This is a genomic window from Mycobacterium attenuatum (genome assembly GCF_900566085.1).
Classification (GTDB): Bacteria; Actinomycetota; Actinomycetes; order Mycobacteriales; family Mycobacteriaceae; genus Mycobacterium; species Mycobacterium attenuatum.
This window is the reverse complement of the sequence record NZ_UPHT01000173.1, coordinates 1-19,726: the sequence shown is the minus strand read 5'-3', so window position 1 is coordinate 19,726 and position 19,726 is coordinate 1. Positions and strand designations below refer to the sequence as shown.

Sequence of the window (19,726 nt, the reverse complement as noted above, 5' to 3'; positions counted from 1 at the left end):
ACCGAGACCATGGTCAAGGCCGCCCACTTGGTGCTGGACAACTGCGGCATCAAGATGTCGCCGTCGAAGGTGTCCCGGCTGGTTCGCGACTATCAACACCAGGTTGCGATGAACGGTTTCTCGTTCTTCGACTTCTTCGTGAACTCGGTCCAGCTTTCCGAGCAGCAGAAGCGAACGGCGATGCTCAACCCGGACATCGCCAGGGCGATCAGCTACTCCGACCCAACCGGGGAAACCGCCATCCGAAATGTACTGCGCAACCAGCGCGGCCCCCACGCCAACCAGGCAGATCGGGATGCGATCGAAGATCGTGGCCTGGTCGAGGACGACCGCACTGAAATGTTGAAGGCCCCGAGGCTGGCACCTCAAGGCCTTCCGAACCAACCCCACCAGTAGGAACCGAGAAAGGAAAGTTCATGACCACTGTATACCCACCCGCCCCGGCAGATCAGGGGCTCGTCCGCTGCGACACATGCGGTCGGCGTGGCTGGCACGAGACCGGCGACTGCCCGGAGACACGGTGCGAGCCGTGGTGTGTAGACGCCGACCACCGCCGCCACGACCTGGCTTGCTGGGGCGCCGACCATGACGTGAACCTAACGATGGAGCCCGGGTATCCGCACGGGGCTCTGCTTGACGCGGTTGGCCGATTCGACCCGCCGCGGGTCGGCGTCTACTCATACCGCCGCGAACCTGGCTGGCGCGGTTGCGTTTATTTGCATCTTTACCGGCCCAGCGACAACGAGCACCTCGACCTAGACGACAGCTTGCACTTGACCGCCGATGAGGCCCGCCAGCTGGCCGCCCACCTGATCGCCGTTGCCGACGAGATCACGGTGGTGGTCTAGATGGCCAACAGCCCGCAGTCCCCCATCGAAGTTCCAGAGTTGACCCACGTCGACTGTGGCCAGCCTATGACCCTAAACCCAACCGGGAAACCAATTTTCAACCTGGACGGCACAGTGGATGCGCGAAATCTCTTCTACTGCCGCCACTGCGACCCAGATCATCTGGTTACGGCTGCCCGCCCCAAGGGGGTCGGCTAGTTGACCGCTTACGAGACCCTGATCGGCGCCCTTCGGGGCGCTGGTCAGCGGGTCGATGAACGTGATGGTCGGGCTCGGGCACAATGCCCTGCTCATGATGATCGGAATCCGTCGCTGAGTGTGACGCAGATCGACGGGTCGGTGCTTGTGTTCTGCCATGCAGGATGTGAAATCGGAGACATCCTTGGGCAACTGGGGCTAGCGGCGGGGGATCTGTACGACGATCGCCGCGGGGCACTCTACGCCTACCCAGACGGGCGGAAGGTCCATCGCAGTCCGAGCAAGAGTTTCCGGCAGAGCGGCAACACGAAGGGCCGCAGCTTATTTCACGCTGACAAGGTTGGTGGGGCTTCGACCGTCTACGTTGTCGAGGGCGAAAAGGACGTTCTTGCCGTAGAAGCGGCTGGTGGCTCCGCGGTATGCCCGCCGCAGGGCGCGGGTCAAAAACGGCTGGACTACGACTGGGATGTCTTACAGGGCATAGACGCCATCGTCATAGCCGACCGCGACCTCGCCGGACGTAAGCACGCGAAACTGGTCACCGAGCAGCTCCGTGGCATAGCCGCCTCGGTGCGCATCACCGAAGCAGCCGTGGGCAAAGACTTCGCTGACCACTACGCCGCCGGCCGAACGCTCGACGAGTTGGTGACCGTCGAGGCCTCCGACGCCGACTCGTATCGGCGGCTTGTTCTCACCGCCGGCAACCAGGTGCAGACCAAGAAGATGATCTGGTGGGAGCCGGGACTTGTGCTGCGTGATGCGATCAACCTGTTGGCCGCTCGGGAGGGTAAAGGTAAGTCGACTGTGGCGGCCAGCTGGGCTGCTCGGGAGACCCATATGGGTGGCAACGTGTTGTGGATCGGCTCGGAAGAATCCCGTGAGCACGCCCAAGCGCCCAGGCTGATCGCCAACGGCGCCGACATGTCGAAGATCTTCTTTGTCGACGTGGAGACCGACACCGGCACCGGGATTTTGGTGTTCCCCCTCGACTTACCTGCGATCGAGAGGGTGATCAGCGAGCAGAACATCACCATGCTCGTGTTGGACCCGTGCAAGGGCCTGGTGCCGCCGGGATTCTCCGGTAACGACGACATTGCGGTGCGCCAGTACCTTGAGCCCATTGCCGCGCTAGCTGCCAGGCGGCGTGTCACAATCCTGGGCCTGGCTCACTTCGGTAAGCGGGGCGGCGACGATTCCGGGAAGTTGTTGCTCGGTTCGATCGCTTGGTCCCAGGTTGCTCGCTGCGTCCTTTCCATCGCCGAGGACACCGACACTGGCCACCGCATCCTGACAAACACCAAGGGGAACTACACGCCCACTGATCGGTCCGTGGAGTTCCGCATCGTCAGCACAACGGTTAGCACCGCGGATGGGTCCACGGATATGGGTTGCGTGGAATGGCTCGGCGATACCGTTCTCGACGCTCGCGACCTGCTGGCTGGCGCTCAGGACGAGGACGCCCGCGATGTAGACCGCTGGCTCACCGACTTCCTGGCTACCGGGTCGAAGAAGGCCAACGAGGTGTACTCGGCGGCCGATGCGGCCGGGTTCTCCAAGGATCAGGCAAAGCGCGCGAAGAAGCGGCTCGCTGTTGAGGCGGTACGTGAAACTGGCGACGGTCCGTGGTTTTGGAAGCTTCCGACCAAGGGAGCAACCGACCAAGGGAGCACCCCTGTCTCGTGTGGAAGTGCTCCCTTGCTCCCTTGCACGTCAGAAGGGGTGCAGAAGCCCGAAAATCGACCAAGGGAGCAGGCAAGGCAAGAGTGCTCCCTTGGTGCTCCCTACACCCCGTCACCGGCATCCATGCCGCCGAAACTGACCGTCGTCCAACCATCTCCGGCATCCCAGAGAAGGCGCACCTACCGAGGCGAACCCGCATCCAGCTACCCCAACTGCACCATATGCGACAAGCCCGTAGTCGCCGGCCAGGGCGAAACCCACCTGTCTTGCCGCGCTAACCAGCAAACAAAAGAGGGAGAGCAAACAGCATGACCGACATCACCAACCAACCGAACCCGCGCGACGTCCGCATGGCGGCCGTCCTTACGATCCATCACCGCAACGGCGACAACGTGGGGGTCGCCGAAATAGTCCGAGACGCCGCCGAAGGCGGCCGCGCCAGCGGCCTCTTGGAGGCGCTACTGCACCTGCACATGATCGCCATGGTCCAATTGCACACAGAGACCGGCGTCGCCTACATCCGATCACAGGTCGGAGACATCGCTGCGATCGTACCCACCGACGTCGAGACGGTGGATATGCACCGCGCGGCTCGGATACTCGACGGCCACGGTCGCGGCGACCTGGACGCAATCAATGAAGTCCTGCGCTCCCTCCGCGCTGATAACCGAGGCACCCAAACCCTTCTCGCGCTGCTCAATATCTACGCGGTGATCTTGCCCGAGCTGTCATCAACGGCAGGCAGGCAATGGCTCGACACCTGTGTAGCAGCCAGCCACACCGAGGAGGCCAACGAGTGACACTGCACCCGTGCCTAGTGTGTGGTGAACCGTGTTCTGGTCCCCGCTGTACAACGCACACCGTTGACACCCAACCAGCCGCCAACGCGCGGGGTTACGACTGGGCGTGGACCAAGCTGTCCAAACGCGCTCGGAAGTTGCAGCCGTTCTGCATCGACTGTGGGGCCACCACCGACTTGCATGCCGACCACAGCCCCGAGGCATGGGCACGCAAGGCCGCCGGCCTGCCCATCCGCCTCAAGGACATCGATGTGGTCTGCCGCCTATGCAACGTCCGGCGTGGTGCTGCCAGGGGAGATGCCCCACGCCGGACCCTTCCTGACCGCCACGGTGGGCAAAGTTTGCGTTACTCACCCACCGGTTCGGTGCTCGGATGTCAGTAGATCTGTCTGGGCGTCGACTGTTGTTTGGGTTTTCCCGGCGGTTGGTCGGAGGACACGTACTCCCAGGCGTGCGGGGAGTAGTACTGCGGGGCCTGGATTCCGTCGCCAAAGTGGAGAGCAAGCACTCCGCTTGGCAGGAATTCGAACCAATCTCCTTCGCCGCTGTGCAGATCGGACGACGTATCCGCGGTCAACTTCACTTCAATAGCCACGTCGGGAGTCTCCCATGAGGGCTGGCCCGAAAGGAACGGTCACGGCCGAGCCGCTGTCGTTCAATGACTGGCCTAGAGGCCGCGCAAAGCGCCGCGAACGGTTCATTGGTGAGTACCTGGTGACCCCTCGCGGTCTAGGTGCCGGTAAGCCCTTCGATCTCAGGGCTTTTCAGCGTGAGATCATTCGGGGAGCGTTCGCGCCCGGTATCCGTACCGCTTTGGTGTCGATTCCGCGTGCCAACGGTAAGACGATGCTTGCCGCCGCGCTGGGTATCGCGGAAATGTTCGTCGGTCCGCCCAGCGCCGAGGTTCTGGTAGTCGCCACCGATCAACGCCAAGCCAACATCACTCTCAAGTACGCCAAGCGCATGGTGGAGCTGAACCCGGTGTTGGAGGAGCGGGTTCAGGTTTACGCCGATCGCCTGTACCTGCCGGAGAACGACGCCACGTTGTTGCCGTTGCCGGCCGAGGTCGGTGCGCTGCATGGGCATGACCCCAGCTTGCAAATTGTTGACGAATTACACGTTGTCACTGAAGCGGTTTGGGAGGCAGTGACTTCGGTGGCCGGCAAGCGTCCCGAGTCGCTGACACTGGCGATCTCGACACCGGCCAGCTCCCCTGATTCGATCATGTGGCGGTTGGTGGAGCATGGACGTACCGGTGACGATCCCGCTTTCTACTTCCGTGAGTTCGCCGCGCCGGAGGGGTGCGCGGCCGATGATCGGCAGGCCTGGCGGGTGGGCAATCCGGCGTTGGCGTGTCGCAAGCCGTTCCTGTCCGAAGATGGAATCGAGGCAGCCCGGAAGACGATCCGGGAGCCGGTGTTTCGGCAACTACGCCTGGGTCAGTGGGTGACCGGTGTTGAGGCATGGCTGCCGTGGGGAGCATGGGATGCCTGCGGTACCGAGCGCAGGGTGACGCCGCGGGAGCGTGTGGTGCTGGCGTTCGATGGGTCCGCGTCGGGCGACTCGACCGCGCTGGTGGGTTGCACCCTCGATGGCCACCTATGGGTGGAAGGCCTGTGGGAGAACCCCGGCGATCTGCGGTGGCGTGTTCCACGGGAAGACGTGACCCGCGCGGTCGATGTGGCGTTCGCCCGCTACGACGTGGCTGAGCTGGCGGCCGACCCGTGGGGCTGGCGTTCGGAGATCGAGGACTGGGCCAAGCGGCACGGTGAGCGCCGTGTCTTGGAATGGAATACTGCCCACGCCGCGCGGATGGCCCCGGCCACCGACCGTTTGTATCAGGCGGTTGTGACGCGCGTGGTCACTCATGACGGTGATCTGCGGATGGCAGCCCACGTCGCACACTGCATCGCCAAGACGACACCGATGGGTGACCTCGTCTCCAAAGACAAGCGCGGGTCGCCCCGCAAGATCGACGCCGCCGTGGCCGCCATCGTGGCCTACGACCGCGCGGCGTGGCACCAACAACGAAACCGTAAGCGAGTAAGGAGCTTTGCCTCATGACAACCCGTGAAGAACAGATTCAGCAGATGATGCAGCGGCTCAGCGAGCCCGCCGCCCGTTACGCCGACCTGGACCGCTACTACACCGGCACTCAACCCCTGGCATTCCTGTCCCCGGAAGCAAAAGTGGCTCTGGGCAACAGGTTCGGGCTGATGGCCTCCAACATTCCCCGGCTGGCCGTGACCGCACTGGCCGAACGGCTTCGGATCACCGGATTCACCGGCGACGCCGAGCTGTGGGCCGACTGGGTACGCAACGACCTCGACCAGACCAGTGGTGTTGCCCACCGCGAAGCCTTGCTGCTCGGCGACTCCTACGTGATCGTGTGGGCCGATCAGTTTGGCCGCCCAAAGGTGACCGTCGAGAGCGCGAAACAGGTTGCTGTCCAGCTCGATCCGGGCACCCGCACCGTCGTGGCCGCCGTCAAACGCTGGGAAGACAAGATCCGCAACACCACCGAAGCCGTGCTGTACCTGCCGGATCAGATTGTGCGTTTGAGGGCCAACCAGACCGGATCTACAACGGTGGGCTACCGCACCTTGGAGGAGATCGCGAACCCGCTCGGCGTGGTCCCGGTGGTCAACCTGCGCAACACCGACCGCATCGTCGGCGACTGGGGCAGTTCGGAAATCGACGACCTCAAACCTTTGGTGGATGCCCTGAACAAGTCGCTGGCCGACATGATGGTGACCTCCGAATACGTTGGCCGACCACGCCGGTGGGCTACGGGCATCGAGCTGACCGAGGAGCCGGTACTCGACGACGACGGCAATCCCGTCCTCGACGACGACGATCAGCCAGTGATGACCGAGGTTAATCCGATCCCCGAGGGGCACCGGGCCATGATCTCGGAGAACAACGAAGCGAAGTTTGGGCAATTGCAGGCCGCCGACCTCGCGGGTTACGAGGCATCGGTACGGGTGATCCTGGGTCAAATCATGGCGGTGTCAACGCTTCCCGCCCACTACGTTGGAGTGTTTACTGACAACCCGGCCAGTGCCGACGCGCTGCGTGCGGCCGAGGCGAGTCTCACCGCCCGAGCCGAAGCCCGCCAACAGACATTTGGTCGCGCTTGGGAGCAGGTCGCCCGACTGATGATCGCGGTGCGAGATGGCCGTGACCCGAACACGATCGACAACATCCGCGTCCACTGGGCCGACGCCGCTACCCGCTCGGTCGCCCAAGAGGCCGATGCCACCGTGAAGTTGGTGCAGGCGGGCATCCTGCCCGTAACCTACGCGCTGGGCAAGCTCGGCTACCCCGACGACGAGATCGCCAAGATCGCCGCGGCCCGCGCCACGGAAACCTCCGCAGGGCAGGTGAACTCCAATGCGGCTTAGCGCACGCAACTTCGACGCCAAAGTGGGTGTTGTACACCAGTCATGGCGGCCAATTCGCCTGCGGATCATCGGCCTAACGTTCGGCCTCACCTCAGCCGAAGCCCTTCAACTAGCCACCGATCTCGCCGACGCCGTCAGCGACACCAACTCCACCGAGAGGACAGCATCATGACCGAGGCAGCCGCCACCGAGGAAACAACGGCCGAGGACCAGCCCGCGGACGTCGCCGACGACGTCGAACAGGAACAGGGCGGCGAAACTGGCCACGACATCGACCAACCCGACGAACAGTCCGAATCCTTCCCCCGCGAAGTCGTCGAACAACTCCGCAGGGAGAACGGCAAGTACCGGCAGCGCGCCCACCAGGCCGACACCCTGGCCCGCCGCCTACACACCGAACTCGTTCGCGCTACAGGCCGATTGGCCGACCCCACCGACTTGGTGTACGCCGAGGAACACCTCGACGACGCCGACGCACTGGCGGCCGCGATCGACGAGTTGCTTGCCAGCAAGCCACACCTGGCCAGTCGCCGGCCCACCGGGGACATCGGCCAAGGCAACCGCGGATCGTCCTCGCAGCCGTTCTCCCTGCTGCAGATGCTCAAAGAACGGACTTGAGCGCGCTACACTCAACTCAGGGCCTGGTGCCCGATCGCGATTGACGTCCTGGCGGCGTGTCGAACCTCCCCCAACCGACACACGTAAGGACTCATCGTGACCATCGAAGTCACCAGCGGTAATTCCACCCTCATTCAGTCGCAGGTCGCCAGCCTGCTTGTACAGCCCCTTGAGCAGGCCTCGACGTTCCTGGCCGCCGGCCCCGTCGTCCTCGACTCGTCCAGCCCCGTGCGGGTGCCCAGGATCGTCAGCGGTGTCACCGCCGGCTTCGTAGCCGAAGGCAGCCAAATCAGCGATGGTGATGTCGCTTTCGACGAAGTGACCCTACTGCCCTCGACGCTCAAGGGCCTCAAGGTTTTGGTGAAGCTGTCCAACGAATTGATCCGCACCTCCGTCGTCGGCCTCGAGTCCGTCCTACAGACCCGGTTGGTCACCGACGTCGCCAACGCCCTGGACGCAGCCCTCTGGGATGGTACCGGCAGCTCCAACACCATCAAGGGCATCCTGCGGGCCAGCGGAATCGCCACCGGCACCCTGAACCTTACCGACCCCGACTCGCTGATCGACGGCCTGGCCACAGCCCAGGGCAACAAGGTCTCTCCGACCCACTGGGTGATGACTGCGGCCACTTTCGCCGCGATCCGCAAGGTCAAGGTCGGCACCGGCGATAAGCGCTACGTGATCGACCCCAACACCATCCAGAACGGAACCGACTTCCGGCTGCTGGGGCTGCCAGTGATCATCACCGACAACATCCCCGACTCGGCCGGCAACGCCCGCGTCGGACTGGTCGACTTCTCCAAAGTCGTCGTGGCCCGCGACGTCAACGCCGAAGTCAAGATCCTCGACCAAACCTGGGGCGACTACGACAGCATCGGCATCAGGGTCGTGTCCCGGTGGGACACCGCACTGTTGCAGGCCGAGGCTGTCACCCTGCTCAGTGAGACCGGTAGCTAATGCCAGTCGATCCGGCCGACGTCACGTCGCTTATTGATGGCGACGTGGCGACGGTCGTCCCCATCGTCACGACGATGGCGAAGGCCTACACCCGAGGGCAGGGTTTCACCGGCAACGAACCTCACGACGAGATCACCGCGGTCATTACCTCCGCCGCTGCACGCTTGGCCGCCAACGGTGCCCAACACCGCCGGAAGAGGGTTGATGACGTCGAATACGAGGCCGCCCTGGCCCCGGCGTTCTCATGGTCACTCGCCGAACTGTTCGTGCTGAACCGGTACCGCAAGCGAGCCATGTAGACAGGGGGCCGAGGAGTTGCCCCGGTGGACCCCGTTTGGACACAAAACCCTGTCAGAAGCCGATAACTATGGTTACTAACGGTGATGTATTTCCGCACTTAGTAGGCAGTTTATGCCCTTTGACCAGGTAGCTGAATAGGGTTCAAATCCCTCCGCCACCGCCCTTATTGTCAAGGTATCCGCTGGTCAAGGCACATCTAGGTGCTAACGCTCCTGACGAGCGAAACAGGTCACACGGGCCACACCAGCATCACCGAACTGCCAGGCATGCGAGTCGGAAAAGCGCTATCACGGGTGATAGCGCTGTCAACAATCGCCCGTGGTCAGCTGCGCCCCGGTCCGTCATGAATGCGTCAGGGCAGCCAAATCGCTGACGCAGCGGCCAGGCCGCCGCGACTAACCGCCACTGACCAGTAGCGGAAGCGAGATCGCGCCGGCACCGCCGGTCACCACAATCACCCAGCGGCCGTCGACCGGTAGCGTCACCTCGATGGCGAAGATCGCGAAGCCGACCTCGGCGGCGGTGGCGGCCTCGGGCAGCTCGAAGGGCAGATGCAGCGGCTCGCCGTCGGTGGGGGGCCAGATCTCGACATCGACTCGGCGGTCCGGGTTGCCGGTCTCGGTCTGTGTCAGCACCACGAGCAGGAATTGCGCCAACCGGTCAGCGTCGAGGGCGTATCGGAACAAGACGCCGCCGGAGACGTTGAGCTTGTTGTCCTCCGCCGCCGCTGCTTCGGCCAGGAAGGCCCCCACGATCATCCCGCCGAACCTATCGCCGTCTTGGCCGGTCTCAGCCCGCGCCGTAGGGCTGCGGCTGCTGGGGCTGCGGCTGCGGCTGCGGCGCACCGCCGTACCCGAGCTGCGAGGCGGTGTAACGGGCGGCGTCGGTGACCGGTACGGCTTGCACCGCGGTGCCGTAGGCGCAGATCTCGGTCCACACGTCGCCGAGTTCGGTGGTGTCGAATCGCATCCCGATGATCGCGTTACCGCCCTTGTTGCGCGCCTCGTTCATCAGCCGGACCATCGCCTCGTTGCGGCTCTCGGCCAAATTCTTGGTCATGCCCTGCAGCTCCCCGCCGAACATCGACTTGAAGCCGGCACCTATCTGCGAGAAGGCATTCCGTGATCGCACGGTGAGTCCGAAGACCTCTCCACAGACGCGTTGGATCTCCCAACCGGGAATGTCATTGGTAGTGACAACGAGCACCGCACAACCTTTCCTGCCGAAATGAGCGCCGGCCTGGCCTTCGGTGCAGGGTACCGTTTCGTCGCCGCGCCTGGCGCTTCAGCGCAGCTTTCGGCCGCATTCGTCGGTCACGCTGCCGGTGAACATCATGATCGCGTCGACAAAGGTCCAGACCACAACACCAACCAAGATCGGGAAACCGACGAAGCAGAACATGATTAGGACGATGCTGAGCAGCCCGAGGCTCAGCTGTGTGACGGCCATCGGAATCGATCCGATGTAAAAACGCCCGATGCCGAGGTGGCCGAAGAACAGCCGCAAGGGTCCGGCAGTCACCGCGGACTCGTCGGACAAACGCACTCCGCCGGCGGCATCGTGCCCGTAAGGCGTCTGCGGGTCCCCGCCGGGTGGTAGCCAGGGAAGCCGGGGTAGGGGTATGCCTGTGCTACGGCGGCGCAGCACCGGCTACCGTCTGAGGCACATATCGATCGACTCCGATCGACGCGTGGGAGTGGGGACCCGGTGGACCTTACGGGCGGTGACACCCAGGACATCGACTTCGACGATCTGACGTCACCCACGCTGACCGATATCCAGCGCCAGGTGCTGAACTTCACCGAGTCGCGGCCCGTCGAACTCGACGTCGACCAGATGCTGGCCGAAGCGATCGACCAGGCAGGAGCCGACGACCTGGACGACACCGACGGCTTTGGCGGCCGGCTGGCCGCGCACGTGGCGGCCATCGACGGCGACACCGGCTTGACCCAGCTAACCCGCGGCACCTTGCGGCAACGAGTGATTCGACTGCTGCGCAACCGCTTGTCGTTGACCGACCTGATCAAGCGGTATCCCGAGATCGAATCGATCCCAATCGAGAGGCCCTTCATCGTGGTCGGGATGCCGCGATCGGGCACCACCCACCTGGTCAACCTCATCGCCGCCGATCCACGCCGGCGCGCACTGCCGTACTGGGAAAGCCAGGAACCCATCCCGGCCCGCGGCCAGGGTCCCGACATCTTCGGAGTGGACCCTCGCTACGCGCGAGCCAAGCAGGAACACGACGCACTCATGGTCACCGCGCCGGTGGTGGCCGCCATGCATGACCGCTTCCCCGAGGCCATCGAAGAGGAGGTGGAGCTCCTCGACCTGGATATGGCCTCCTATGTGTTGGAATGGCATGCGCGAGTGCCTGATTGGCGCGACTACTATCTGGGACTCGACCAAAACCTTCATTACGCCTACCTGAAAAAGGTGTTGCGGGCATTGACGTTCTTGCGCGGCCCCCGCACCTGGGTGCTCAAGAGCCCGCAGCATTGCGAGCAACTGGGCGCCCTGATGGCGACCTTCCCCGACGCGACCGTCGTTTTCACCCATCGCGACCCCGTCGCGGTGATCCAGTCGGCAGTCACCATGATCGCCTACTCGGACCGGCTGCGCCGCAACAGCATCGACGCCGACTGGCTGCTGGACTACTGGACTGACCGAGTTCGCCGGCTGCTGCGCGCCTGCGTGCGCGACCGCGCCACAGTGCCGCCCGAGCGCAGCATCGACGTCGGCTTCCACCGGCTCAACGGCAACGAAATGCCGTTGCTCGCAGAGCTTTACCGGTGCGGTGGAGTCGAATTGACTCCCGAGGTGCGCGGACGCTTTCAGCAGTACCTGGACGGCAATGCGCGCGGCAAGCACGGACGAATCCGCTACGACCTACACCGCCATTTCGGCATCTCGGCCGAGCGCCTGCGCGAACGGTTCGGCTTCTATTTCGACAGATTCGACGTCCGTGCCGAGTCCTGACCCGACGAAGGAGACCACTGTGATGTTCGAGCCGGTTTATCTCAGCCGGCCCGGCGCCGACGAGATTCGCCCGGCGGCCGCCGAACGGGCCGAGGAGCTCGCGCCGGGTCTGTGGTGCTCACCGGGCCTGTCGAATACCTACTTGCTGACCACCGGTGACGGCCGGGTGATCGTCAACACCGGCATGGGTTTCGAGGGGCCGGTGCACCGCGCCAACTTCGATGCCGTCGACAACTCGCCGGTACGCTACATCATCCTTACCCAGGGTCACGTCGACCATGTCGGCGGTCTGGACAGCGTCCGTGATCCCGATACAGTCGTTGTCGCGCAGAAGAATTGGACTCTATGGCGCGACGACAACGAACGCCTCATCCGGTACCGAGCCAGCCGCAGTGCCTTCGCCTTCAAAGACACGCTGAAAACCGGCGTCGAAGCGATTCAACGCCGTCTGGGCACCACCCGCCTGCCCGCGCAGAGCGTGCCCGCCGTCGATCTGGACTTCGAGGACAGCCTCGCGCTGGAGGTCGGCGGCCGGCGGATCGAACTGCTGGCGGTTCCCGGCGGAGAAACCACCGACTCACTCGTGGTCTGGCTGCCCGACGAGCGAATATGCTTGTGCGGAAATACCTTCGGCCCGGTGTTCGGACACGTGCCCAACCTCGTCACCATACGCGGCGATCGCTACCGAGACGCCCTGACCGCCATCTCGTCGATCGAACGGGTACGCGACCTGCAACCCGAACTCTTGGTGACCGGTCACTTCGCACCCATCACCGGCGCCGAACGCATCAACGCAGAGCTGACCCGGCTGCGCAACGCTGTTCAGTACATCCACGACCAGACCGTTGCCGGGATGAACGCTGGAAAGGATGTCGCGACGCTGATGCGTGAGATCAGTGTGCCGCCGGAAGACGAAGTGGGCCAAGGCTACGGAAAGGTCGCCTGGGACGTGCGGGCCATCTGGGAGAACTACTCGGGCTGGTTTCACCATCGCTCGACGACCGAGCTTTATCCCGTCGGTTTCGACGCCGTCGCGTCAGATGTCGTCGAATTGGCAGGCGCCGACGCACTCCTGGATCGGGCACGCGCGCACCTGGCCGCCGGCCGGCCGCTGCACGCCATCCACCTTGCCGAGTTAGTGCCCGACGATCAGGCGCGCGCAGTGCTCAGACAAGCCCACCAGGCACTGCTGGCCGACAGTACGAACTTCTGGGAAAGCGCATGGCTCAAGCATCAGATCGCGAGCAACTCATGACCGCGCGGGTGAGCTTTGACTTCACTGGGACCACCGCCCTAATCACCGGCGGCACCAGCGGGATCGGACATGCGATCGCGACGCTGTTTCGCGATTCCGGGGCCGATGTCGCAATCACCGGAACGCGACCGGCCGCGGCGGAATACGAGACCGACCTGTCCGGCATGAGTTATCACCGGCTACACCTGGCCGACGCCGATTCGGTGGACCAGCTGGCTCAGCGTTTCCCCCGACTGGACGTGTTAGTCAACAACGCCGGCGCGAACTTTCCCGGCGGGCTCGACGAATCCAAGCCGGATGGGTTCGACACTTCGGTGACGCTCAACTTGACCGGTCCCTACCGATTGACCGTGGGACTTCGCCGCGCATTGGAAGCGTCCACGGCTACCGGAGGCGCCAGCGTGGTCAACATGGCCTCCATGTCTGCCCTGCGAGCGGTGCCTTTGGTGCCCGGCTACGCCGCCGCCAAGGCCGGGATTATCTCCATCACAAGAAATCTCGCGGTCAAGTGGGCACCGATCGGGATCCGGGTGAACGCGGTGGCGCCGGGCACCATCGATACCCCGATGACCGCACCCATGCACATCGCTCCGGAGCTGGTGGCGGCGGAGCTGGCGCACATTCCGCTGCGACGTTTCGGATCTGTCGGCGACATTGCGCCCACAGTCGCGTTCTTGTGCACCGAGCACAGCAGCTACACCACGGGCGCCGTCTTCGTCGTCGACGGCGCCTCGGACTGCGTCTAAGGGTTGACCCGCGCCGGCTCAGAAGCCAAACTGCGGTGTCATCTCGCTGACCAGTACCGGCAGCGAGATCGCTCCCGTGTCGGCGGTCACGACCAGCACCCAACGGCCGTCGACAGGCAAGCGCAGCTGGATCTCGAAGAACGCGAACCCGGGAAACTCGGCGACCGCCGCTTCGGGCACTTCGAACTGCAGGTGTACTGCGTCGGCGTCCGCGGGAGGCCTCGCCTCAATATTGAGCTGCCGGTCTTCGGTACTGCCCGGCTCTGACTGCGTCAACACGACCAGGACGAACCGGGCCAACCGGTCCGGCCCGACCGCAAACCGTGACAGCACACCGCCCTGCACATTGAGCTTGTTGTCCACTACGGCAGCGGCGTCGGCCAGGAAGGCACCCGTAAGTATCACGCCGCTGAACCTAACATGCTGCCAGCAAACCTGAGGCGCCGATCTGGCGGACTCCCACGTCGGTGCCGGCGCATTCATCGAGATTTTTTCGGCTGCCGTTGAACCACAACAGTGCTAAGACCGTGGATTGTGCAGAGGTTGGGCGCAGATGTGCGGCACGCCGCCACCAACGTCATCCGGCTTCTACGTTTCACGAGCGGCTTTCGAGCCGCGGTGTTCCTCGGCTCGCCGAACGGTGGGCCAGGCAGTGAAACGTTTTGTCAGGCCCCACCGATTTCTAAAATATGCAGATGAAAACTATGCCTGAGCACTACTATCGCTACTGACATCGTTTAGGCCCGGGGTTACCTCGCCGTCGACCACTACGGACTGGCGCTACACAGGAGAAACACATGCAGTCGATGTCTATCGATCCGGCAGCCGCCGACATCGGTGCCCAGGTTGCCGACAACGCCTCTCAAGGACTACAGGCCGCTGCGACGGCGTCGACCTCGCTGACCTCGTTGCTACCCGCCGGGGCCGACGAAGTCTCGGCCCAGGCGGTGGCGGCGTTCACGGCGGAGGCCACTCAGCTGCTGGCTCTCAACCAAGCGGCGCAACAAGAGCTACAACGGGCCGGCGCGGCCTTTGCCGATATCGCGCGAATGTACACCGAGGTCGACGCCGCCGCCGCCACGAACCTGACCGGCGCGGGGCTGCTCTCCGGCTTACGCGTGGTGGGCGCGTAGTCGGCGCATGGCATTCCGGCCGTAGCTTCGCCGATCCGCGGCAGGAAAGCGCGATACTGGGCAGATGCCTGAACGCCAGCCTGACCGCAACGTGCTGGGCGGCCCCTTGCAACCGTGCGGTACCGACCCGCTGACCGGCTTCTATCGAGACGGTTGCTGTTCCACCGGCCCGCAAGACGTGGGCCGGCACACGATCTGCGCAGTCGTGACGGCCGAATTCCTCGAGCATCAGCGCTCGATCGGCAATGACCTGTCGACACCCGTTCCCGAATACCGCTTCCCCGGGTTGCTCCCGGGCGATCGGTGGTGTGTCACCGCAATGAACTGGCTACGGGCCCACCATGACGGCTGTGCCGCTCCGGTGGTGTTGGCCGCCACCCACGAGCGCACCCTCGAGGTGGTGACGCTCGAGACGCTGAAAGAGCACTCCGTCGACGTGCCCGACGACCTGACCGGTATCTAGCTCTAGCGCGTCGGGCCACTGCGCTGCTCGGGTGGCGTCCCGATTGCCGCCAGGGTTGTGGTCAACGCGAAAACCACGACCATGGTGGCAATCTCGCGGTTCCCGGTCAGCCGGGTCGGGTGCGATGGCGCAATCAGCCCCGGGGGAGGCGTCCGCTGTCCGCAAATGTCAAAACGTTGTCCTGTGATGTCAAGACGTAGGGCCGCGGCGTGCGTCAAGGTGGGTTCGATGCCGAGCCATCCCCTTCGGACAGTGAGGTTCGCGGGGCAGATCCACCCGAACAGGACTACGCACATGAACTCCAGGCACATGAACTCCAGCAGCATTGAGCACATCGACGTGTTGATTGTCGGTGCCGGAATCTCGGGCATCGGCGCTGCCTATTACCTGCAGGCCATGCAACCGCACAAGACGTTCGCGATTGTGGAGGCCCGCGACGACATCGGCGGGACGTGGGACTTGTTCCGGTATCCGGGAATTCGCTCGGACTCCGATCTGCACACATTCAGCTACGAGTTCAAGGCATGGGAAAACGACAAGGCGATCGCCAGTGCGGACGCCATCATGGCCTACCTTCGCGAGACAGTGGCCGAGAACGGTATCGCCAAGTCGATCCGATTCGGGCACAAGGTGCTCGAGGCCGCTTGGTCCACCAGCGAGGCGCGCTGGCTGGTCCGGGTCGAGCGGTTGCACAACGGTCAGGCAACCGGAGAGCGGGTGACCATCAGCTGCGGATGGTTCTTCTGCGCCAGCGGATACTACCGCTACGACCAGGGCTATACGCCGGAATTTCCTGGCCGGGAAAGCTTTAACGGGCAGATCGTGCACCCGCAGCACTGGCCGGAGGACTTGGACTACCGAGGCAAGCGGGTGGTGATCATCGGCAGCGGCGCCACCGCGGTCACTTTGGTGCCGGCCATGGCCGAGACCGCCGGGCACGTGACCATGTTGCAGCGGTCGCCGACTTACGTGGTCCCGGTGCCGGCGCGGGACCGCATCGCCAACACCCTGCCCAAGTTGGTCGGCCGGGATCGGGCGTACGCGTTGACCCGGAAAAAGAACGTGGCCAAGCAACGGCTCGTCTTCCACTTCTGCCAGCAGTATCCGGGCGCCGCCCGACGGCTGATCCGTCACCTTAACGCCCGGCAGCTGCCGGCGGGCTACCCGATCGACGAGCACTTCAAGCCCGCCTACAACCCATGGGACCAACGGCTGTGCGCGGTGCCCGACGCCGACATGTTCCGGGCCATCCGAAAAGGCCGGGCCTCGGTGGTTACCGACCAGATCGAAACGTTCACCGAAAGCGGCATCCGGCTGCGGTCCGGACGCGAACTGGAGGCCGACATCATCGTCACCGCAACCGGTTTGAACCTGTTGGCGTTCGGCGGCATCTCTGTCTCGGTGGACGGCGCCGCCGTAGACGTTGGGCAGAAGGTGGCCTTCAAAGGCTTTCTGCTCAGCGACATTCCCAACTTCGCTTACGTTTTCGGTTACACGAACTCTTCGTGGACGCTCAAGGTGGGGCTGATCTGCGAACACTTCTGCCGGTTGCTGGCCTACATGGACGCCAACGGCCACGACATCTGCTATCCGGTGGCACCCGGGACGATGCCGACCCGGCCGCTACTGGATATTTCCGCCGGATACGTGCAGCGGGCGGTCGACCAGTTCCCCCACCAGGGCGCCGAAGGGCCATGGCGGACCTGCATGGACTACCGCGCCGACCGAAAGACACTGCGCGACGGGCCAGTCGACGACGACAGCCTGCACTTTGCCAAGTCGGCCTGTGCCGACACGTCCGAGTTGGCCTTGACGGGCTGACCTGCCAACCGGCCCAGCGGGCTAAGAGGAGTACACGTATGGAACTGATGTCACCGGTGGACGCGTTGTTCTTGGCGGCCGAGTCACGGGAGCATCCATTGCACGTCGGCGCGCTGCAGCTGTTCGCGCCGCCGGCGGGCGCCGGCCGCGCGTTCGTGCGCGAAACCCATCAGGCGATGCTCGAATCCCAGGATATAGCAACGCTTTTCCGTAAGCGGCCCACCTCTTTGGGTGGCTCGTTCGCCAACATCGGCTGGTCCACCGACAACGACGTCGACCTCAGCTACCACGTGCGGCGATCTGCCCTGCCCGCGCCGGGGCGGGTGCGCGAGCTGCTGGAACTCACCTCGCGGCTGCATGCCAACCTCCTTGATCGCCATCGGCCGCTGTGGGAAACACACGTGATCGAAGGCCTCAAGGATGAGCGCTTTGCCATCTATTCGAAGATGCATCATGCGCTCATCGACGGCGTGTCGGGACTCACGCTGATGCGGCAGTCGCTTGCCGAAGAGGCCAGCGGCGCCGAATTTCGTGCGGCCTGGTCGCCGGCACCGACGCGCGCGCCCCGTGCCGATCTGCGCCGTGGACGTCTGCATCAGCTCGGTGGAACGCTGGCATCCGTTGGCGGGCTTGCCTCGTCGACGCTTCGGCTGGCGCGTTCCGCGCTGCTGGAACAGCAGCTGACGTTGCCGTTCGGCACGCCGCGCACCATGCTGAATGTCGCGGTCGGCGGAGCGCGGCGCTGCGCGGCCCAATCCTGGGAGCTGGACCGGGTCAGGACGGTCAAAGACGCTGCCGGAGTGAGCCTTAACGATGTCGTGCTGGCGATGTGTGCCGGCGCACTGCGGGCTTACCTCGACGACAACGACGCGTTGCCGGGCGCACCGCTGGTGGCAATGGTTCCGGTGAGCCTTCGCAACGAGGAAGACTCGGCGGGCGGCAACATGGTGGGGGCGGTGTTGTGCAACCTGGCGACTCACCTCGACGACCCGGCGGACCGCCTGCATGCCATCCATGCGTCGATGCGTGACAACAGGAAGGTCCTGTCGCAACTGCCGCGGGCGCAAGCGATGGCGTTGTCACTGCTACTGCTGAGCCCGGCGGCCCTCAACACCGTGCCTGGCCTGGGAAAGGCAACTCCGCCGCCGTTCAATGTGTGCATCTCGAATGTTCCGGGCGTGCGCGAGCCGCGCTTCTACAACGGCGCGCGGCTGGTCGGCAACTATCCGATGTCCCTCGTGCTCGACGGTCAGGCGCTCAACATCACCTTGACCAGCACCGCCGACAGTCTCGACTTCGGACTCGTCGGCTGCCGCCGCAGCGTCCCGCACCTGCAGCGCGTGCTCGGACACCTGGAAACCTCGCTGAAGGAATTGGAGCGCGCCGTCGGGCTCTGACGAATTTGTCTGCCGGCATTGTTTTATTGCGGCACAACAAATTTCGTTGACCTGCAGGGCGCTCGCCCTCGATTAAGCGCCTTCCGGGGGCCGCCGCAGCAGCGGCCGGTCGATGCCAGTGCCCGCCGGCCCAAACTGACAAGCGCTCAATTTGACGTGCCTGAAGGCTACGGCACCGTAACCAATTACAACAGTTGACAAGGGTTATAGTTCGTGAGATTTATATTCGGTCGATTGTGCGAATCCGTCGGTGAGATGGCTCAGAAGGAGTATCGATAATGACGCTGCGAGTGGTGCCCGAAGGTCTGGCAGCGGCCAGCGCTGCGGTGGAGGCGCTGACGGCTCGGCTCGCGGCCGCGCAGGCAGCCGCGGCACCATTGATCACGGGGGTTGTACCGCCGGCGGCGGATCCGGTGTCGCTGCAGACCGCGGCGGGGTTCAGCGGTCACGGCGTCGAGCACACGGCGATCGCGGCGGAAGGGGTCGAAGAGCTCGGCCGGTCCGCGGTTGGTCTCGGCGAGTCCGGGGTGAGTTACGCGGTTGGCGATGCCGTCGCGGCGGCCACGTACTTCGCCTCCGGCGGTTTGCAGTGACGGCACCGGTCTGGATTGCCTCTCCCCCGGAGGTGCATTCTTCGTTGCTGAGCAGCGGTCCGGGCCCCGGTCCGCTGCTCGCAGCTGCCGCGTCATGGACATCGATGAGCACCGAATACGCCTCGGCGGCAGAAGAACTGACTATGGTGCTGGCCGCAGTTCAGGCGGTGTGGCGGGGCCCGAGCTCCGAAGTATATGCGGCTGTGCACGTCCCGTACCTGGCCTGGCTTTTGCGGGCCAGCGCCGACAGCGCGGGGTTGGCCGCCGAGCATGAAGTCGTGGCAGCGGCTTATGCCAGCGCGCTGGCGGCGATGCCGACGTTGGCGGAGCTGGCTACCAACCATGCCCTGCACGCGGTATTGCTGGCGACGAATTTCTTTGGCATCAACACGATCCCGATCGCGTTTAATGAGACCGAACTATCTGCGGATGTGGATCCAGGCCGCTACCGTGATGAGCATCTATCACACGGCCTCGGAAGCGGCCTGGATCCACATCCGCAGATAGTTCGGTCTCATTAAACGCGATCGGGAT

At 64.2% G+C, this 19,726-nt stretch carries 22 protein-coding genes and 1 pseudogene; 18 read left to right on the top strand and 5 right to left on the bottom strand.

The genetic code is table 11. The annotated features are described in order from the left end of the window. Positions 1-9 precede the first annotated feature (9 nt). From EET13_RS31035 to EET13_RS27680, 4 genes are all read left to right on the top strand, one after another. On the top strand, positions 10-396 hold the full coding sequence (locus EET13_RS31035) for a hypothetical protein (RefSeq protein WP_244604150.1): 387 nt from the start codon (positions 10-12) through the stop codon (positions 394-396). A gap of 20 nt (positions 397-416) precedes the next feature. Continuing rightward, positions 417-848, top strand: coding sequence for a hypothetical protein (locus EET13_RS30000; RefSeq protein WP_136623277.1), 432 nt, complete (start codon positions 417-419; stop codon positions 846-848). 318 nt (positions 849-1,166) lie between these two features. Beyond that, on the top strand, positions 1,167-3,038 hold the full coding sequence (locus tag EET13_RS27685) for an AAA family ATPase (RefSeq protein WP_122445246.1): 1,872 nt from the start codon (positions 1,167-1,169) through the stop codon (positions 3,036-3,038). Next, positions 3,035-3,526: a hypothetical protein gene (locus EET13_RS27680; protein WP_122445245.1), complete on the top strand. Its 492-nt coding sequence runs from the start codon at positions 3,035-3,037 to the stop codon at positions 3,524-3,526. Before EET13_RS27685 ends, EET13_RS27680 begins: the two co-directional genes overlap by 4 nt. A gap of 376 nt (positions 3,527-3,902) precedes the next feature. Here EET13_RS27680 and EET13_RS27675 read toward each other — a convergent pair whose 3' ends face one another. Next, complete coding sequence (locus EET13_RS27675) at positions 3,903-4,121, bottom strand: hypothetical protein (protein WP_136623276.1); 219 nt, start codon at positions 4,119-4,121, stop codon at positions 3,903-3,905. 14 nt (positions 4,122-4,135) lie between these two features. Between EET13_RS27675 and EET13_RS27670 the strand changes: the two genes are divergently transcribed. The 5 genes from EET13_RS27670 to EET13_RS27650 all read left to right on the top strand — a co-directional run bounded on the left by EET13_RS27670 (position 4,136) and on the right by EET13_RS27650 (position 8,804). Then, positions 4,136-5,590: a terminase large subunit domain-containing protein gene (locus EET13_RS27670; protein ID WP_122445243.1), complete on the top strand. Its 1,455-nt coding sequence runs from the start codon at positions 4,136-4,138 to the stop codon at positions 5,588-5,590. Then, complete coding sequence (locus EET13_RS27665; RefSeq protein WP_244604149.1) at positions 5,587-6,930, top strand: phage portal protein; 1,344 nt, start codon at positions 5,587-5,589, stop codon at positions 6,928-6,930. Before EET13_RS27670 ends, EET13_RS27665 begins: the two co-directional genes overlap by 4 nt. 168 nt (positions 6,931-7,098) lie before the next feature. Next, on the top strand, positions 7,099-7,548 hold the full coding sequence (locus EET13_RS27660; protein ID WP_122445242.1) for a hypothetical protein: 450 nt from the start codon (positions 7,099-7,101) through the stop codon (positions 7,546-7,548). Between the two features lie 96 nt (positions 7,549-7,644). Beyond that, positions 7,645-8,505, top strand: coding sequence for a phage major capsid protein (locus EET13_RS27655; protein ID WP_122445241.1), 861 nt, complete (start codon positions 7,645-7,647; stop codon positions 8,503-8,505). Beyond that, the gene (locus EET13_RS27650) at positions 8,505-8,804 is read left to right on the top strand and encodes a hypothetical protein (protein WP_122445240.1); all 300 of its coding nucleotides are present in this window, start codon (positions 8,505-8,507) and stop codon (positions 8,802-8,804) included. The genes EET13_RS27655 and EET13_RS27650 overlap by 1 nt, the downstream gene beginning before the upstream one ends. A gap of 396 nt (positions 8,805-9,200) precedes the next feature. On the opposite strand, the gene EET13_RS27645 is transcribed toward EET13_RS27650, so the two are convergent. The 3 genes from EET13_RS27645 to EET13_RS32055 all read right to left on the bottom strand — a co-directional run bounded on the left by EET13_RS27645 (position 9,201) and on the right by EET13_RS32055 (position 10,326). Next, a complete protein-coding gene (locus EET13_RS27645; RefSeq protein WP_122445239.1) occupies positions 9,201-9,563 on the bottom strand; it encodes a hypothetical protein in 363 nt (120 codons plus the stop codon). A gap of 31 nt (positions 9,564-9,594) precedes the next feature. After that, positions 9,595-10,011, bottom strand: a complete 417-nt coding sequence (locus EET13_RS27640) for a YbjQ family protein (RefSeq protein WP_122445238.1) — start codon at positions 10,009-10,011, stop codon at positions 9,595-9,597. Positions 10,012-10,089: 78 nt separating this feature from the next. Further along, positions 10,090-10,326, bottom strand: a complete 237-nt coding sequence (locus EET13_RS32055) for a TM2 domain-containing protein (protein ID WP_244604148.1) — start codon at positions 10,324-10,326, stop codon at positions 10,090-10,092. Positions 10,327-10,512: 186 nt separating this feature from the next. Between EET13_RS32055 and EET13_RS27630 the strand changes: the two genes are divergently transcribed. The 3 genes from EET13_RS27630 to EET13_RS27620 are packed head-to-tail and all read left to right on the top strand — an operon-like array spanning position 10,513 to position 13,785. After that, entirely contained in the window at positions 10,513-11,784 is a 1,272-nt protein-coding gene (locus EET13_RS27630; protein ID WP_122445237.1) for a sulfotransferase family protein, read from the top strand. A gap of 22 nt (positions 11,785-11,806) precedes the next feature. Then, on the top strand, positions 11,807-13,039 hold the full coding sequence (locus EET13_RS27625; protein ID WP_122445294.1) for an MBL fold metallo-hydrolase: 1,233 nt from the start codon (positions 11,807-11,809) through the stop codon (positions 13,037-13,039). Next, entirely contained in the window at positions 13,036-13,785 is a 750-nt protein-coding gene (locus tag EET13_RS27620) for an SDR family NAD(P)-dependent oxidoreductase (RefSeq protein ID WP_122445236.1), read from the top strand. The genes EET13_RS27625 and EET13_RS27620 overlap by 4 nt, the downstream gene beginning before the upstream one ends. 18 nt (positions 13,786-13,803) lie before the next feature. On the opposite strand, the gene EET13_RS27615 is transcribed toward EET13_RS27620, so the two are convergent. After that, on the bottom strand, positions 13,804-14,190 hold the full coding sequence (locus EET13_RS27615; RefSeq protein WP_122445235.1) for a hypothetical protein: 387 nt from the start codon (positions 14,188-14,190) through the stop codon (positions 13,804-13,806). A gap of 392 nt (positions 14,191-14,582) precedes the next feature. Between EET13_RS27615 and EET13_RS27610 the strand changes: the two genes are divergently transcribed. The 6 genes and pseudogenes from EET13_RS27610 to EET13_RS27580 all read left to right on the top strand — a co-directional run. Then, on the top strand, positions 14,583-14,918 hold the full coding sequence (locus EET13_RS27610) for a PE family protein (protein WP_122445234.1): 336 nt from the start codon (positions 14,583-14,585) through the stop codon (positions 14,916-14,918). 64 nt (positions 14,919-14,982) lie between these two features. After that, positions 14,983-15,381: a DUF2237 family protein gene (locus EET13_RS27605; RefSeq protein WP_122445233.1), complete on the top strand. Its 399-nt coding sequence runs from the start codon at positions 14,983-14,985 to the stop codon at positions 15,379-15,381. 309 nt (positions 15,382-15,690) lie between these two features. Then, positions 15,691-17,202 (top strand): flavin-containing monooxygenase, encoded by a 1,512-nt coding sequence (locus tag EET13_RS27595; protein WP_122445231.1) that lies wholly within the window; start codon positions 15,691-15,693, stop codon positions 17,200-17,202. A gap of 47 nt (positions 17,203-17,249) precedes the next feature. Further along, a complete protein-coding gene (locus tag EET13_RS27590; protein WP_122445293.1) occupies positions 17,250-18,599 on the top strand; it encodes a WS/DGAT/MGAT family O-acyltransferase in 1,350 nt (449 codons plus the stop codon). A 278-nt stretch (positions 18,600-18,877) separates the two neighbouring features. After that, positions 18,878-19,192, top strand: a complete 315-nt coding sequence (locus EET13_RS27585; protein ID WP_122445230.1) for a PE family protein — start codon at positions 18,878-18,880, stop codon at positions 19,190-19,192. Further along, positions 19,189-19,678, top strand: a pseudogene (locus EET13_RS27580) (PPE family protein); the annotation flags it as partial. The gene EET13_RS27585 and the pseudogene EET13_RS27580, both read left to right, overlap by 4 nt. Between the last annotated feature and the right edge of the window lie 48 nt (positions 19,679-19,726).